At 63.6% G+C, this 15,530-nt stretch carries 21 protein-coding genes; 20 read left to right on the forward strand and 1 reads right to left on the reverse strand.

What is annotated here, in order from left to right; all coding sequences use genetic code 11:
• Positions 1-51 precede the first annotated feature (51 nt).
• The 20 genes from ACK4R0_RS13165 (at position 52) to ACK4R0_RS13260 (ending at position 15,120) form a co-directional block, all read left to right on the forward strand.
• Positions 52-1,341, forward strand: coding sequence for a phage major capsid protein (locus tag ACK4R0_RS13165; RefSeq protein ID WP_409674640.1), 1,290 nt, complete (start codon positions 52-54; stop codon positions 1,339-1,341).
• Between the two features lie 107 nt (positions 1,342-1,448).
• A complete protein-coding gene (locus tag ACK4R0_RS13170; protein ID WP_409674644.1) occupies positions 1,449-1,853 on the forward strand; it encodes a hypothetical protein in 405 nt (134 codons plus the stop codon).
• Complete coding sequence (locus ACK4R0_RS13175; protein ID WP_409674647.1) at positions 1,853-2,401, forward strand: hypothetical protein; 549 nt, start codon at positions 1,853-1,855, stop codon at positions 2,399-2,401. The genes ACK4R0_RS13170 and ACK4R0_RS13175 overlap by 1 nt, the downstream gene beginning before the upstream one ends.
• Positions 2,401-2,757 carry a head-tail adaptor protein gene (locus ACK4R0_RS13180; protein ID WP_409674650.1) on the forward strand — a complete coding sequence of 119 codons (357 nt, stop codon included), beginning with the start codon at positions 2,401-2,403 and terminating at the stop codon, positions 2,755-2,757. Before ACK4R0_RS13175 ends, ACK4R0_RS13180 begins: the two co-directional genes overlap by 1 nt.
• A gap of 1 nt (position 2,758) precedes the next feature.
• On the forward strand, positions 2,759-2,962 hold the full coding sequence (locus ACK4R0_RS13185) for a hypothetical protein (protein ID WP_409674653.1): 204 nt from the start codon (positions 2,759-2,761) through the stop codon (positions 2,960-2,962).
• Entirely contained in the window at positions 2,955-3,350 is a 396-nt protein-coding gene (locus tag ACK4R0_RS13190; RefSeq protein ID WP_409674656.1) for an HK97-gp10 family putative phage morphogenesis protein, read from the forward strand. The genes ACK4R0_RS13185 and ACK4R0_RS13190 overlap by 8 nt, the downstream gene beginning before the upstream one ends.
• Before the next feature lies 1 nt (position 3,351).
• Positions 3,352-3,771, forward strand: a complete 420-nt coding sequence (locus ACK4R0_RS13195; RefSeq protein WP_409674659.1) for a hypothetical protein — start codon at positions 3,352-3,354, stop codon at positions 3,769-3,771.
• Between the two features lie 12 nt (positions 3,772-3,783).
• Positions 3,784-4,212: a hypothetical protein gene (locus ACK4R0_RS13200; protein WP_409674662.1), complete on the forward strand. Its 429-nt coding sequence runs from the start codon at positions 3,784-3,786 to the stop codon at positions 4,210-4,212.
• Positions 4,213-4,223: 11 nt separating this feature from the next.
• Positions 4,224-4,634, forward strand: a complete 411-nt coding sequence (locus ACK4R0_RS13205) for a hypothetical protein (RefSeq protein WP_409674665.1) — start codon at positions 4,224-4,226, stop codon at positions 4,632-4,634.
• Between the two features lie 68 nt (positions 4,635-4,702).
• Positions 4,703-4,963: a hypothetical protein gene (locus ACK4R0_RS13210; protein WP_409674668.1), complete on the forward strand. Its 261-nt coding sequence runs from the start codon at positions 4,703-4,705 to the stop codon at positions 4,961-4,963.
• Between the two features lie 152 nt (positions 4,964-5,115).
• On the forward strand, positions 5,116-7,977 hold the full coding sequence (locus tag ACK4R0_RS13215; protein ID WP_409674671.1) for a phage tail tape measure protein: 2,862 nt from the start codon (positions 5,116-5,118) through the stop codon (positions 7,975-7,977).
• Positions 7,977-8,573 carry a hypothetical protein gene (locus ACK4R0_RS13220; RefSeq protein ID WP_409674674.1) on the forward strand — a complete coding sequence of 199 codons (597 nt, stop codon included), beginning with the start codon at positions 7,977-7,979 and terminating at the stop codon, positions 8,571-8,573. The genes ACK4R0_RS13215 and ACK4R0_RS13220 overlap by 1 nt, the downstream gene beginning before the upstream one ends.
• Positions 8,573-9,196 carry a hypothetical protein gene (locus tag ACK4R0_RS13225; protein ID WP_409674677.1) on the forward strand — a complete coding sequence of 208 codons (624 nt, stop codon included), beginning with the start codon at positions 8,573-8,575 and terminating at the stop codon, positions 9,194-9,196. Before ACK4R0_RS13220 ends, ACK4R0_RS13225 begins: the two co-directional genes overlap by 1 nt.
• Positions 9,193-9,612, forward strand: coding sequence for a DUF6950 family protein (locus tag ACK4R0_RS13230; protein WP_409674680.1), 420 nt, complete (start codon positions 9,193-9,195; stop codon positions 9,610-9,612). The genes ACK4R0_RS13225 and ACK4R0_RS13230 overlap by 4 nt, the downstream gene beginning before the upstream one ends.
• 4 nt (positions 9,613-9,616) lie before the next feature.
• On the forward strand, positions 9,617-11,563 hold the full coding sequence (locus ACK4R0_RS13235) for a hypothetical protein (RefSeq protein ID WP_409674683.1): 1,947 nt from the start codon (positions 9,617-9,619) through the stop codon (positions 11,561-11,563).
• Positions 11,564-11,579: 16 nt separating this feature from the next.
• Positions 11,580-11,966 (forward strand): hypothetical protein, encoded by a 387-nt coding sequence (locus ACK4R0_RS13240; RefSeq protein WP_409674686.1) that lies wholly within the window; start codon positions 11,580-11,582, stop codon positions 11,964-11,966.
• Positions 11,963-13,882 carry an SGNH/GDSL hydrolase family protein gene (locus ACK4R0_RS13245; RefSeq protein WP_409674689.1) on the forward strand — a complete coding sequence of 640 codons (1,920 nt, stop codon included), beginning with the start codon at positions 11,963-11,965 and terminating at the stop codon, positions 13,880-13,882. Before ACK4R0_RS13240 ends, ACK4R0_RS13245 begins: the two co-directional genes overlap by 4 nt.
• Positions 13,883-13,907: 25 nt before the next feature.
• Positions 13,908-14,153 (forward strand): hypothetical protein, encoded by a 246-nt coding sequence (locus tag ACK4R0_RS13250; protein ID WP_409674692.1) that lies wholly within the window; start codon positions 13,908-13,910, stop codon positions 14,151-14,153.
• On the forward strand, positions 14,150-14,344 hold the full coding sequence (locus tag ACK4R0_RS13255; RefSeq protein WP_409674695.1) for a hypothetical protein: 195 nt from the start codon (positions 14,150-14,152) through the stop codon (positions 14,342-14,344). Before ACK4R0_RS13250 ends, ACK4R0_RS13255 begins: the two co-directional genes overlap by 4 nt.
• Complete coding sequence (locus ACK4R0_RS13260) at positions 14,341-15,120, forward strand: N-acetylmuramidase family protein (protein WP_409674698.1); 780 nt, start codon at positions 14,341-14,343, stop codon at positions 15,118-15,120. The genes ACK4R0_RS13255 and ACK4R0_RS13260 overlap by 4 nt, the downstream gene beginning before the upstream one ends.
• Here the strand turns inward: ACK4R0_RS13260 and ACK4R0_RS13265 are convergent, their stop codons facing one another.
• Positions 15,121-15,306: a hypothetical protein gene (locus ACK4R0_RS13265; RefSeq protein WP_409674701.1), complete on the reverse strand. Its 186-nt coding sequence runs from the start codon at positions 15,304-15,306 to the stop codon at positions 15,121-15,123. It lies immediately after the preceding gene.
• Positions 15,307-15,530 lie beyond the last annotated feature (224 nt).

Raw genomic sequence — 15,530 nt, forward strand, 5'->3', positions numbered from 1 at the left:
GTCCTCAACCACCCGCCTTCCGGCGGGTTTTTTTGTGTCCTGGAGCGACAAATGATCCTGCAGCAGTACTATGAGCAGCGCGGCACCCTAGTGGCCGAAGCCCGCTCGATCCTCGATTCGATCGAAAATGAAACCGATGCAACCCGCATCACCGAAGCCGAGCAGCGTCATGACGCGGTGATGGCCAAGCTCGACGCCCTCGACAAGAAAATCGAGCGCGAGGAGCGCCAGGCGGCCCGCGAGACCAGCGAGGAAGAGCGTCGTCGCCAGAATCGCCCCAACGGTGGCAATGGCAGCGCATCGGGAATCGACAATCCCGAAGGCGACGAAGAGCGCACCAGTGCTCAGCTGCAGGACGAATATCGCGACGCATTCTATGCCATGCTGCGCGAAGGCGGTGATATGTCCGGCCTCAGCACCGAGCAGCGTCAGCTGCTGCGCCGCGGCTATGTCGAAAATCGTGTCCAGACCGCCGGAAGCGACGCTGCCGGCGGCTTCACCGTGCCCACCACGCTCGCCAACTTCATCGTCCAGACGATGAAGGACTGGGGTCCGATGTACGATCCCGGCATCACCACCGAACTTATCACCAGCAGCGGCAATGCGTTCGACATTCCCACGAATGATGACACCGGCAACACTGCCGCGCTGAAGGCCGAGGGTGACGATCTGACCGATGATAACAGCGGCGATCTGGTCTTCGGCGAGAAGAACCTGAATGCCTATGTCTATGCAACGCCCTGGCTGAAGATCAGCTTCGAGCTGCTGCAGGACTCTGCGTTCAACCTCGAGCAGTTCGTCGGGGCCGCGCTTGGCAAGCGCCTTGGCCGTATCGCCAACCAGCGCCTGACCATCGGTACGGGTACGAGCCAGCCCAATGGCATCGTGACCGCAGCTACGCTCGGCACGACCGCAGCGGCTGTTGCTGCGATCGCATCGGACGAGCTGATCACCTTCCAGCACACTGTGAACGCGGCTTACCGCCGCAGCCCACGTGCCGGTTGGCAGTTCGCCGACACCACGCTGGCTGCAATTCGCAAGCTGAAGGACGGTCAGGGCAACTACCTGTGGCAGATGGGGGACATCCGCGTCGGTGCCCCCGATTTGCTTCTGGGCAAGCAGTATTGGGTGAACGACGACGTGCCGGCGATGGCCGCGGGTAATCGCTCGGTGCTGTTCGGTGATATGTCGGCCTACATCGTGCGCAAGGTCGGCAGCCCGCTGATCGGTACCGTGCGCGAACGCTTCTGGCCCAAGGTCGGCATGGCAGGCCTCGTCCGCTTCGACGGTGAACTGACTGACGCGGCCGCTGTGAAGGCTCTGCGCCAGGCCGCCGCATAAGCTGACGAACCTCATCCTCGCTGCTTCGTAAGCAGCAGGCTCTGGTAATCCGGGGCGGCGATGTCAGGCGTCGCCCCGGATTATTCCCCTGACACGGAGACGATCCGATGAAACTCATGATGCTGACCGGGCTGAGCGGCCCGGCTTTCTCGCTGTCGCCGCGCGACACGCACGATTTCAATCTGCCCGAGGCCATTCGCCTGGTCGACGCCGGCTTTGCCGAGCCCACCGACCGCGAGGCCTATGACGCGGCCGTGGCCGAGCTTGCGCCGCCGGATCCCGATGCTGAAGCGCAGGCGCAAGCCGATGCGGATGCTGCCGCAGTGCAGGCGAAAGCCGAAGCCGACGCTGCCGCAGCTGCCGAAGCGCAGGCCAAGGCCGACGCCGATGCCAAGGCCAAAGCCGATGCGGACGCTACTGCTGCGGCGAGCACGGCAGCTGCTGCCTCGAAGCCCGAAACCGCCGCACAGAATAAGAAGGGCCTGGCCGCTGAAGCCAAGGCAAAGAGCTGATGTGGCTGTCGCCGGTCACCCTCACCGCCCCCACGGCGGAACCGGTCGATCTGGCGAAGGCGAAGCAGTATCTGCGCATCGACGCCGGCGATGAGAGCTTCGACGACGAAGTCGAGACCTTCATCGCCGCGTCGCGCGCCGAGGTTGAGACGATCTGCAACACGCGGATGATCACCCAAGAGGTCTTGCTGATCGCCAGCACGTTTGCCGACCTCGAGCATCTGCCGATCGGCCCCGTGCAGTCGATCGACGCCGTGCATTACATCGATGCCAATGGCGAGGAGCAGCTGGTCGACGAAGCCAGCTATGCGCTCGTCGGTGGCATGCTCGATGCCCGGATCGTGGCGGGGCAGGGCTTTGCCTGGCCCGTTGCGCGGACGCGGGTCGATGCTGTGCGGGTGACCGCGACGGTGGGCTATGGCGACGCTGGCACGGATCTGCCGCGGGACCTGTACCTTGCGATACTGCAGGGCGTGCGGGCGCATTTCGACGGCCGAAACCTCTCGATGGAGCGCCTGCTGGTCAACCACCGGATCTGGCTCAGCTGATGCAGCGTGGACGATATGGAGCTGCAAAGCGCGACCGGCTGATCTTGTTCCGCCTGCCTGTCACCACGGAAAACAGCGCCGGCGAACCAGTCGAAACCAGCCTTGCCGAGGCGGGGCAGGCGTTCGCTGCGGTGAGCTATGGCAAGGGTCAGGAGCGTCGATCGGCGGGGATTGAGGGCAATGACCTGCCTGCCACCTTCATTACGCTGCAGAACCCGACCACCCGCGCGGTCGGGCCGGGTCATGTGATTCTGTACGACTTCGGGCGGTGGGACATCACCAGCGCGGCGCCGTTCGAGCGCGACGAGATGGAATTCACGGCGGTGCGACGCACCAGCCTCAACCAAGGAGCATGATATGCTGGTAAAAACCGTGCGCGAGCACGCCAATCGCCATGGCACCGTCAAGGAAGACGACAGCCACCGCGTGAAAAAGCCGGGCGACACCTACAACCACCCCGATCCGCGGACGCTGATCGAAGCCGGGTTTGTCGTCGATGCTGCAGCTGCTGAGGCCGACGCGAAAAAGGCACCGAAGGGCAAGCCCGCAACCGATGCTTGATTTCACGATGACCGGCATCGAGGACGCCATCGCCGCCATCCGGCGGACGGGAGGCGCGGTGACGGACGACACGATCAAGCCCGAGGCGGCAAAAGCGCTCGAGCCTGTGCTCGAGACCGCGCGCCAGCTGGTCCCGCGCGATACCGACGAGCTGCACGACAGCCTGGTGATCAGCGATCGGCTGCACAGCGGGCCGGAACGCGGGAAGGGCGGTTCAGTCTATGTCGGTGTCCTGCAGGGCCAGGCGCTGCATGCCTGGTTCGTCGAAGGCGGGACCGTTCACATGCAGGCCCAGCCATTTCTGGGCCCGGCGTTCGAACAGCACCGCGATCTCATCGTCGACATCCTGGGCAAGGGCGCCGGGCGCCTGATCCTGAACGCCAACTGAGATGGAAGAGGCTCTGGTCGCACGGCTGCGCGCAAGCGCGGCCATCATCGCCGTGGCTGGCGTCTACAACAACAGGCCCGCGATCGACGTCGGCGAACGAAGATCGGACAAGCCGGAATCGTTCCCGGCGTGCTTCATCGACATCAATTTCCCTGGCCGGATGTACGACCAGGATGGGCCGCAGGGCCTGCATATACCGCGCATCCGCTTCGAATGCTTCGGCGTCACCTGGCTGCAGGCCAAGCAGCTCGGCCGCGCGATCACCGCACTTGTCGAAACGCCGGAAGTGGTGGGCGGCATCCGCTTTCACCGCGGCGCGCAACTGGTGTTCGAGCGCAACATGACACCGGAAGACCTGGGCGGCGGGATCAAGGTTTTCCGGAATTTGCGCGACATGACGATCCCCTACACCCCCACATAAAGGAAATTTGATATGGCAACCGGAGACGGCGTCCTTTCGGACGGCACTGCGCTGCATCTGACGAACGCGTCGGACGCGCTGACCAAATTGGTCGGCCTGATGAGCGTCAACCGCCCCAACCTTGCGATCGCCAAGGTCGAAAACACCGATCACGACAGCGGCAAGGTCAAAAGCTACATCCCGGGCCACGGCGATGTGAACGAACTGGTTGCGGTGATCAAATACGAGCCGGGCAGCCCGACTGACCTGATGCTGCTCGAGCACCTCGCAAGCCGCGAAAAGCGTCCCTTCCAGCTCGACGAGGTCGAAGAGGACGGCACGATCCAGGAGAGCGAGGGCATCCTGTTCCTGCTGTCCTATGTCCCGGACAACGCGCCGCTCGGCGCCATCCGCACGGCCACCATCACCGCACAGCCCAGCATCCTGGCGCCTGCAGACTAAGGCTCAGACAGATGGCAAATATCCTGGATGGCCGCGCGAGCTTCGTTTTCGAAGACCGCAATTACGAGCTGGTGCTCGACAACGAGGTGATGATCGACGCCGAGGACGTCCTCGGCGGTTCCTGGCTCGATGCGATCGAGGAGTACCAGCGCGAAACGGCGATGGGAAAGAAGCCTCGCCTCAAGACGATCTGCGCGATCGTCTATGGCGGGCTGAAGCGCAATCACCCGGAGATCACGCAGAAGAACGTGATCGACATGATCTGCAGCGAAGACCCCCAGGTCATGCTGGCGATCAACCAGGCGATGCGCGGCGCCCAGTCGCCTGACCTTGCCCCGCCCAAGGCACCGGAGGGAAACGCTCCCAAGGTGGCCAAGCCGATCAAGCCGGGCGGCCGAAAGCGCGCTGGGACTGGGAAGTAATCTTCCAGAGCTGGTGTCAGGCGGGGTTTTCGCCTGACACCTTCCTGCGCCAGACGCCGCGCAGCACGTTGCTGGCGATCTGGGGCGCGCGGTACCGCATCGAGGCGGATTTCCGCAACATCGTCACCGGTGCCTGGCTGGGCGGAATGCTCAGCCAGTGCCCGCCGGCGCAATATCCTCAGCTCGACAAGCTGATCGGCGGCAATGGCGGGGAAGCGACCGCCGAACCCGAAAAACTCGACCCCAAGGTGGCCGCGTCCAACGCGCGCGCCTGGGGAGCGTGGCTGCGCGCCGGACGAAGGCGCGCGGGCAAGAAGAAAGGTGGCTGACAATGGCCGGACCCATCGCATCGCTGAACGCCGCGTTGCGGTGGGACCTTGCCGATTTCGATCGCGGCACGCGCCATATCGAAGGAGCGTTCGGCCGACTGCGATCGCTGGGCGCCGAACTTGCCGCCAGCTTTCACCAGTTCGGCCAGCGGATGACGCTGGGAATCACCGCGCCAATGGTCGCGCTTGCCGGTTTCACCGTCAATGCCGCCAGCAACCTGCAGGAGCTGCAGAGCGCGTTCGATTACACGTTCGGCAACACGTCGGCGCTGATGAACCAATGGGCCGAAGACACCGGCAAGTCGATGGGCCGAGCTCGCAGCGAATTGAAGGAAGCGGCGCTGGCGTTCGGCACGCTGTTCAAACAGGCTGCGCCGACCGAGGAGGCTGCAGCGCGTCTGTCGCAGCGGTTCGCCGTACTCGCTCAAAACGCGAGCAGCTTCTACAATGTTTCTGCCGATGATGCGATGCAGCGGTTGCGATCCGGTCTTACCGGGGAGGCAGAGCCGCTACGCCGCTTCGGCGTTTTCTTGAGCGAGGCGGCGGTCAACGCCAAGGCTCTCGAGCTCGGCATGATCAAGGTCGGCGAAGAGTTGAACGAGCAGGGCAAGATCATGGCCCGTGCGGCCTTGATTACTGAAAAGCTGGCGGACGCGAATGGCGACGTCGAACGCACTGCCGGCAGTTTTGCCAACCAAGTCCGCGCGCTCAAGGCGAACATTCAAGAGCTTGCCGAAGAGCTCGGTACACGTTTCCTTCCGTATGCCGAGCGCGTCGTCGGATGGGTGCAGGCGGCGGTACACTGGATTAAAGAACTACCCGACAGCGTGAAGAACGCCGCAATCGGCTTCGGACTCTTTGCCGCCGCGATTGGGCCGGTCGTGCTGGCACTCGGCGCAATCGCCGCAGCAGTTCTGCCCTTGTTCCTGGCGAACATGGGGCCGGTGTTCCTTGCGATCTCAGCGATCATCAATCCGCTGGGTACAGCAGTCGTGGTGCTCGGCAAGCTGGCTGGCGAGTTTGGCCTTTTGAGCCGTGCGCTGGGTCTTCTGACGGGCGGCGCCGCGCGCTTTCTGGGCCCATGGGGCCTGGTCGTTTCTGCTGTGATGCTTTTTTCGGACAGCATTGCCAGCGCCATGCGTGGCATCGGCGCGATGATCCGCGAGACGCTGGGTCCGAAGGCCGAAGCATTGATCTCCCGCTTCGGCGCCCTATTCGAAGAGCTTGACCGGGCCTTCCGCGAAATCGCCGACAGCCCTCTCGGCCAGTTCTTCACCATGTTGATCGACATCGTCGGCGTGCTGATAGATGTGCTGCTTCGGCTTGCAGGCGCAGGCATCATCGCAGCGATCGGTGCGCTGCTTGATGTCATCACGGGCGTTGCAGAATACGTCCAAGGCGTCGTCCAGACCGTTTCCAAGCTGCTGCAGGGCGACTGGGAAGGTGCCTGGCAGGCAGCTGGCAACACAGTCGCCCGTGCCGTTCAGCGCATCGCCAACCTGATTCGTGGCGTCATGCCCTGGCTTGCTGGCGCGCTCGACCTGATGGCCCGGCTTACCGGAGACGGCTCACCGCTATCGTCCGGAGGAAAGGGCAAGAGCGGTGGCTGGAGTGGCAGCGCGATAGGCTTCATGGCGGGCGCTGCCAACAAGGCCACCGAAGCTGCCGAAACTTCCGGCGGCAATTATGCCATCCCGGGTTCTGGGCCAAAGGATAAGAAAAATCGTGGGCGCTCCGGTCCCACTCCAGAAGAATTGGCAGCGCGCAAAGAAGAAATTCGCATCGAACAGGCTTTGGCTGTTGCCAGAGAGAAGGGCGATATCGAGGCAGAAAGAGCGCTCAGGCGTCAGCTCGATCTGCATAGCCGCACTGCAGAATACAAACGCGCTGGCCTGAAACTCGCGGAAGCGAAGGTCGCCGCTGAAAAAGACATGCTCGAGATCGATGAAGCTCGGGCCGAAGCGATGACGCGCGCGATCGCCAGCGAAGAGCGATCGATCGACATCCAGCTCGCCGAGCTGCGAAACGACTATGAGGGCCTGCGTTTCCTGAAGGACGAAGAGTTCCTGGAGCGCCAGATCCTGATGTGGCGCGAAAAGGGACTCTCGCTCTCCGAAGCCGAACGCCAGGCGGCGATCGACCTGAAAAACCTTGAGGAAGCCCGCGCCGAGCTGATTTCCCGGCGCCTTGCCGACCAGGAGGATGCTCGGCAGATCGAACTGGCGCGGCTGCGCGGGGATGATCCGCGAAGCATTATTGCACTCGAGGAGCGCCGCAGGATCCGCGATCGCGCCGATGAATTGCGGTCGCAGGGCGTCAACGTCGAGGATGCCCAGGCGCAGGCGCTCCAGGAAGGCGCCGAGCGCTCCAAAGCAGCACTGACCGGAACGTTCCGCGACACGTTCCGCGCGGGCCTGCAGGCGGCGATGAACGGAGACCTCGGCGGGCTCTTCAAGAACTGGATCGAGACGCGCGCATTCGACGCGCTGGCAAAGGTACTCGATCGTCTCGCGGACGGCCTGGCCAACCTGATCAGCGGAGGTGGCGCCGGCGGCGGTGGCGGCCTGCTTGGGTCGATTCTTGGTCTGGCAGGATCGGTCAGCGGTGCAGCAGGCGCCAGCCCAGGCGGGATCAGTGTCAACAACCGCGTCACGTCGCTTGCGAGCAACTCGACTGCAAACCTGCCTCGTTTCAACAACGGAGGCTGGGGCACGATCAAGGGCATGTCCGGCATCGATACCAATGTCCTGAGCCTCAACGACAACCCAATCGCAATGGTCTCGAGCGGCGAGCTGCTGAATGTGCAGGAGGCCGGCGACGGCGCGGCGCGTGCGGTCCAGTCGGCAGTGCGCGTCGTGCTCGAGGACACGACGGGTCTGTTTGTGACCCGGGTCGAGACGATCAGCAGCGATGTCTCGAGCAGCCATATCAACGCGGCACGCCCGTCGATCGCTGCAGATGGAGCAGCTGCGGCCGTCAAGCGCATCGCCCGGATGCAGGATCGGGGCCTCTGATGAGCTTCGTGATCCTGCCTGAACGCCCGGGCCCGGCTGACGTCCAGTGGCAGTATATCGACTTCGGCGGAAATCTGCCCGGCGGGCTTGGTGGGCCGGAACAGCGGGTCAACCGCCTGGGCAACCGCTGGGCCTGCACTGTCATCCTGCCGAAGATGGAAGAGCACGAGGCGCGCTATTGGATCGCTGCCCTAACCCGCGGCGTCCGCCTGGGCGTGCGGTGGAAATTGCGCCAGCGCGATCTTGACATCGGATCGCCGGGAAGCCCGGTCATACTGGGCGATGGCCAGGCCGGCGACATGATCGCCATCGGCGGAATGACGCCGAATTACCCGTTGCGCGTCGGCCAGTGGTTCAACCACGTCCAGGACGGCAAGCATTACCTGTACAAGGTCAGCGGTCCCGGCGATGCCAATGCCGATGGCGAGGTGATTGCTCAGGTCGAACCTCCCTTTCGCGCGGAAGGCATGGATGGCGATGTGCTGCTGTTCGGTGCGCCGGTGATCGAGGGCTCGCTGACGGGCAACGGGCTGAGCTGGACCGTCGACAATGCGATCCATACCGGGCTGCAGTTCGGCATCAGGGAGCGCCGCTGATGCCCTCGGCCGAGACCAGCACGCTTGTCGGCCTGTGCAAGATCGAGTTGCCGACGCGAACCTTGCGGATCTGCGACGGCGCGTTCTGCTATTTCGGCGACGAGAAGTACACCAGCGAAGACGAAGTGTTCGGCGCGATCGGCGCGATCGACGAGTTCGAGGCGGCGATGGGCGATGCGGCCGAAGATGCGAGGCTGGTGTTCAACCCGCCTGCAGAAACACAGGCCGCCGCGATCAAGAGCAAGGCTTTCCAGAACTCGCGCGCGCGCTTCTGGATGGGCGACCTCGATGCCGACGGCAAGACGATCATCAACCCCGACCAGCTGATGGATGGCCTGGTCGACTACACGGTGCTGCGCTTTGCCGACAACAGCCGGGTGGTCGAGATGGCGTTCATCGGCCGCGCTGAGAAACTGTTCCTCAAACAGGAGGGCAACAGCCTGAACCCTCGCTGGCATCAGTCGATCTGGCCAGGAGAAAAGGGGCTGAACAACACCGGGAGCAAGATCACGATCGCGTGGGGCGTCGCCGGCGCGCGCGGCATCACGTCTTACGGCGGCGGCGGCGGTGGCAGCGGTGGCGGTTTGTTTGGCGGGGGCTTCGGACAGGTGCAGTTCCAATGACCGCCAGCCTGACAATGCGCGCAGCGGCGACATCCCGCACCGTTACGGCTTTTCAGCGCCCTTTCGACTGGGACGGGGCGAGCTGCATCCACCTGGCGCATGAACATGCGATCAACATGGGTCATCAGCCACCGGCACTGCCGATGTTCCGCAGCCGCCAGGGCGCGCTGCGCGGCCTGGTGAAAACCGGTCACCGAACGCTCGAATCGCTGATGGACAGTCTGTTCGAGCGGATCGCGCCGGCACGAATGCTGGTCGGCGATGTGGCCATGCTGCCTGGCGAAGACAGACGCCTGAAAGCGCTGGTGATTTTCGACGGCCATCTTTCCGTTGCGGGATGGCACGAGGCGCACCCGGACCAGCTGGTGTGGATCAAGGCGATGCAGACCGATCTGATCGCGGCGTGGAGGTTCTGACGCCGTGTCCAAGGTTTTCAAGGTCGTCGGCATCGTCGCAGGCGTCGTCGGCGCCATTGCGCTCACAGCAGGCACGCTCGGTGTCGGGTCCGTGGCGACCGCGGCGTTGCTGACCAAGATCGGTACGCTCGCATCCGTCGCTGCAGCTGCAGCAAGCGTCGGCGCGGCGGTGACGGCCAAACCACCTCCCGCGCAAGGGGCGGTCAACGAAACGACGATCGGCGCTAATCTGCCGGCTCCCTATCTGATGGGCGAAACATATTCGGGCATGTCGATCGTGCACGAGGCGGGTTGGGGTGCGCCGCTGAAGAAGGTGAAGAACCCGTACTATTTCCGCGCGTGCACCGCGTCGATCTGTGGTCCGCTGGCAGCGCTGGTGGGCATCTATGGCGATTTCGTCGAGATCCCGTTCAGCGGCAATGCCGCAACAGGCTTCTATTCGGGCTTCCTTTATGCCGACGTGCAGCTGGGCGCGACGCCAGAGAGCAGCGCGCTGGCACCCCAATGGGCTGGCTGCCCGAGCTGGGGTGCAGACTACAAGCTTTCCGGCCATGGCGCGATCGGCTTCTCGCTGCTGTTCGACAAGGAAGGGGAGCGCTTCGCCAGCGGGCAGCCGCAGTTCGGCGCGATCTGGCGAGGGGTCAGGGTTTATGACCCGCGTCTGGACGACACCTATCCGGGTGGCGCGGGCGATTGCCGCATCGATGACGAGTCGACGTGGGTCTATTCGGAAAATCCGGCGCTGCACGCGCTGACCTATGCCTATGGCCGGTACGCCAATGGCAAGAAGGTGTTCGGCGTCGACCTGGGCGATGCGTCGATCGACGTCGCCGGCGCCGTCGCCTGGGCGAACCTGTGCGATGCCAACAACTGGAAGCTCGGCGGCACGATCTACGAGCCCGGCGACAAATGGGGCAATCTGAAATGGATCTGCCAGGCTGGCGGATGCGAGCCGGTGCTGGCGGGCGGCATGCTGAGGTGGCGCTGGCAGCGCCCGCATGTGTCGCTGCGCACGATCACCGCCGACGACCTGGCCAGGCCGGACAGCGAAAGCGCCTCGAACCAGAGCTGGAAGCGCAGGCGCAACACGATCATCCCGGCCTGGCGATCGGCAGCGAACAAATGGGACTATGTCCAGTCCGCGCCGATCAGCCGGGAAGAGTGGCTCGACGAAGACGGCGAGCCCAAGGAGCTCGAGCAGCAGTTCAAGCTGGTCCAGAACGCCAACCAGGCTGCGCAGCTGGGCGCATACCAAATTGCCGAGGAACGCGAGGCCGGGCTGATCCAGCTGGTGCTGAAGCCCGAGTTTCGCACCTATGACCCTGGCGACGGGTTGACGATCGATATTGGCGACCACGACCTGGACATGGTGCCGGCAATCCTGGTCAGCCGATCGGTGGCGCCTGACACCGGCGAGGTGAGCATGAGCTTCATGCCGCGTGACCCGGGCGTCGATGCCTGGGCGCTGGCACAAACCGGAACCGGCCCTGCGGCTTCGCCCGTGACCAGCCCGGAGGAGCTCGACATCGCTGCGGGCAACAATCAGAACCCGGACGGCTACGGCTCGGTCCTGATCGCCAACAGCTCGGTGGCCAATGCGGGCGGCGTCGGCGGCGTCAACCCGGTGTCTGCGATCGATGCCGGCGGCGATGCGACGATCGAGATCGATGTGCACGACCGCATCTATGCCGACAGGACCGTGGTCTGCGACCCGGGCAGCATCACTGGTGCGGCCTATTCGACGGCCTATCTGGTCTTTTACGATGACGGCGACAGGCTGGGCGGGGCGGTGACCTATCAGGCCACCACCGTGACGGCCGACGCCTTCAACTCGCCGACACATCCCGACCGCCATTTCGTCGGCTACGTCACCACGCCTGCCATGGGCGGCGGCGCGACGACGGGTGGCGGCGCCGGACCTCCGGGATCCGGTGGCGGTCCGATTCCTTGATCTCGAAAGGCTCGACATGAACGAAGCAGAATACCGCGTAGCCGTGCAGGCTGCGCGCAAGGCATGGATCCCGCTGCAGGTGTTCAGGGGCCGCGATTACGTGCTGACGCTTCGCTTCCGTAACGTCGACTATTCGGCAGCGGCGATCGCGGCCGAGGTGCGCAACCTGCCTGACAGCGCCGGCGATCCGCTGCTGAGCTTCACGGTGGGTACGCCGGTCTATTCCGGCGGCGACACCCTCATCCCCCTGAACATCACCGACAGCGAGACCGGCGGGGTTCCTGCGGCTGCGGAAACCGGCCTGGTCGCCAAATTCTATTGGGACATCAAGATCACGGTGGGCGGGTTGGTCGATACCATCGCCGCAGGGCCGGTGCAGTTCATAGGAAGGGTCACGGCATGAGCAACGAATTTACCATCAGCCTGTTCAATCAGGAAATTTCGTTCGACCTGTTCGACCCCAACACCCTGGCCGCGCGTGGTTTCGCTGATGACGCGGCAGCCCGCGCAGCTGATGCGGCGGAAAGCGTGGCCGCTGCTGGCGCCATTCTTGCGCCGCTTACTCTCGCCCAGGCGAAGATCAACGCCAGCTTCGAAACGATCACCAGCATCGCTGTGGATCGCCCTGCAGCCGGCAACTACAACACTGGCGACAGCACCAACCTCGCGGTGGCGATCATGGCCGGCGAAGACGTGCCCGCCGACACGCCGCTCGGCACGCTCTCGGTGCCTTTCACGTTCGACAGCAGCGCTGCGACCAAGATCATAGTCAAGCGATCCAGTCGGCTCGACAGCGATGCCTGGCTGAATTCTCAACCTAGCAATGCGGGCGATACGATCATCGACGAACGCGAGTTTACGCTGGCGTCTGTCGGACTGGTGTCGGGCGTCGGTGGCGTCGCGCAGATCCCGCTTGGCGGGCAGTTCGCGCCTGCTGGAACGCTGCTGATTTTCGATGTGGTGGCGGTGAACGGGTCGGGCGTACCGCAATACAACAATCTCTCGCATGGTCCTGTGTCCGGCGCGACCCAACAATATCAGTACGGGTGGTATCGCTTTAGCGGTCAGCCGGATGATCTTTGGGAAACCACACCCTTGATCGGTATTCGCCCGGCTTTCGCCGTTACGACCGAGCTGTTCGACACCGGGGTTTCGACGGTCAAGACAGACCCGTTCCGCAGCCGCCAGGTCAGTGTTTCTATCAGCGGCACCAACCTTACGCTGTTCGGAAGCCTTTACGACAACGGCAACACCATTCCTGTTTCCGAAAATATTCTGCTCAGCCCGCCCGCCAGCGGGAAAGAGCGAATTTTCGCAGCCTATGCCGACCGATTGACCGGCGAGGTTACCACTGAGTCAACACCGGAGCGCGACGAACAACTCGATGCGATCGAATATCTGCCCGACACGCCCGCAGGCAAGATTTTGCTGGCACGGGCATTGGTGCGAAGCGATAGCTCGGCAACTGCTGCGAACTGCGCCGAGTTTCGCGGGCTGATCAGGATCGGACAAGAGGGCAGCAACGCGGCACATGTCGCGCGCAACCGCGCCATACTTCGTCGCTTGCTGGGCAAGGCCATGCGCGGCGAGCCGATCAAATGGGGCGGCTATGGCGACAGTATCACCGCTTTGCAGACCGGCGCGCCATCGGATGACGCCGTCCGCTATGCCGCCAACGGGGAGTGGCGCGACAGGCGATCGGTGTATTTCTCGCAATACCCGAGCGACACGCTGGCCCTGTTGCCGCTGTACGATTTCGGCGACGGGTCCGGGGCCGTGCATACCAAGATCGGTTGGAACTGGTCGATCAAGGCGGTGCTGGATGAACTCGCCGGGAGCGAAGTCGTCGAATACCCCAATTTCGGGATCGGCAGCACGACCAGTGCGAACAGTGACAACAACGGGCTTTGGCCCGCCAGGATCGCGGTTCCGCTTGCCGCCGATCTCGACGCGGTTGCGATCGCATTCGGTATGAACGAACTCGGTCAGGCGACGACCTATGGCAACATCGTCAACATGATCGGGCAATTCCGCGATGTGGGCACGGCCTGCGTCGTGATCGATTGCCCGCGCCCGAACGCGAGCGAGAGCGTGACGGACTGGCGATACACGTCCTCCGCGCTGGAAGCGGCGGCGTATGATGCGGGGGCGGCTTTCGTCAGCTTCGCCGCCATCGCCGATGACCGCAATCTCGGCGGCATGGGCGTTCCGGCTGAGGCGCTGGGGTCCACCAACATCGTTGCGGCGGGCAACCATCCGGGGATTTACGAACTCAACCGGTATGGCCGCGCGGCAGTCGAGCAGTTGGGCTTCGTATGAAAAAGCATCTCGAAAGGACAGTCCGATGACGCCTGAACTTATCGCCATGTTCGGTCAGTTCGGGCCATTGGGTCTGATGATCGGCTATCTTGTGTGGCGGGAGAACAAAGTCGCTGCTCAGATTGCCGAGCGTGATCTCGCCCGCGCAAAAGCCGACGAAGCGCGGGCGGAATCCGACAAGGCCTTGTCCGGTTCGCTCTCGGCAGTCGCTGTCACGGTCCAAAACTTCGATCAGCGACTTACCATGCTTTTTGACCAGAGGCCGAAATGAGCATGATTTCCCGCGACAATCTCGCCGCGATCGAGCGGGTGCGGATCGAGGCGGACAGGCTGACGCTGGTGTGCAGCACGATTTGCGGGGCGGTGCCGGTGGCGCTGGCGATCGCATTCGCTCCGACTGTCACTCAGCTGCCGCGCGAAATTCAGCACGAGCTCGATCGCACCAAAGGAGTGAGGCAATGATCGCATTTGACCGCAAGCCGGTTTTCGCCGCCATCATCGACATGTTCGGCAGGCTGCAGCAGGCGCAGGTCGACCGCCTGGACGCGGCGATCGACGCCGGCCTCGGCATCATGGCCCCGGCGTTGCCGGTTAATGCTGTGCGCCAGATCGGGCTGACACCGGCCGACTTTGCAGAGGCCGCGCGCGCGCTCGGTTGCACGGTCGCGCAGATCCGCGCGGTATGGGAGGTCGAGAGCGGCGGCGGGTGGTTTACCGACGTGCGCGCGGACATCCTGGCTGCGGATGGGCCCGGTGGCTTCATCGACGGGCCGCACCTGCCCAAGATCCTGTTCGAGGCGCATATCTTCGATCGAGAGACCGGTGGACGATTCCGCGCCAGCCACCCCAATCTGTCGTCCGCCCGGTGGGAGAAGAAGCTGTATGTCGGCGGTCCGGCCGAGTGGCTGCGGCTCAACAAGGCGATGCAGCTGGACAGGCGCGCAGCGCTGCGATCGGCATCGGTCGGCGGCGCGCAGATCATGGGCTTCAACCACAAGCTCGCCGGCTTCGACACCGTCGAGGCGTTCTGGGATGCGATGAAGGTGAGCGAGCGTGCGCACCTCGACGCGTTCGCAGCGTTCATTCGCAACAGCAACCTGCTGGCGGCGCTCCGCCAGATCAGCAACGTGCATGCCGCCTGCGTGCCTTTCGCCCGCGGCTACAATGGCCAGGGCTTCGCCGCCAACGAATATCATATCAAGATCGCGCGGGCGCACGCCAGATGGTCGACCAACTGATCACTGGTCGCGTTTCGGGAGCTGGTCCATCAGCGTGATGTTGATGATGCCGCGTTCCTTGGGATAGTCATAGCCCTGCAGCGCGCGCAGCATGATCCAGGCGAATGTCTGCCCATCCGCGTTCGTCTCGATCTTCTCGATACGATCTGGATCGAAGGTCACGATGGCGAATCGGCGGCGCGTCATGCGCCCTTGTTCTCATTACGTTCTCATTGCGTCAATGCGCTTGCCTGGTCAGGTCGGCGGCATTCGCAGCATGTTCAACGGTCGATCATCTGGGGGTACCGGTGGGGGTATCGGCCCTTTTTAAACCGACCGAAAGCCGCGCAAATCTGCCATTTCGACCGATCATTGATCCGGAGGGATTATCCGGATCAATCGCGAATGCCGTTGAATAAGAAAACGGCTGA

The organism is Blastomonas sp. (genome assembly GCF_046294995.1).
Lineage (GTDB): Bacteria > Pseudomonadota > Alphaproteobacteria > Sphingomonadales > Sphingomonadaceae > Blastomonas.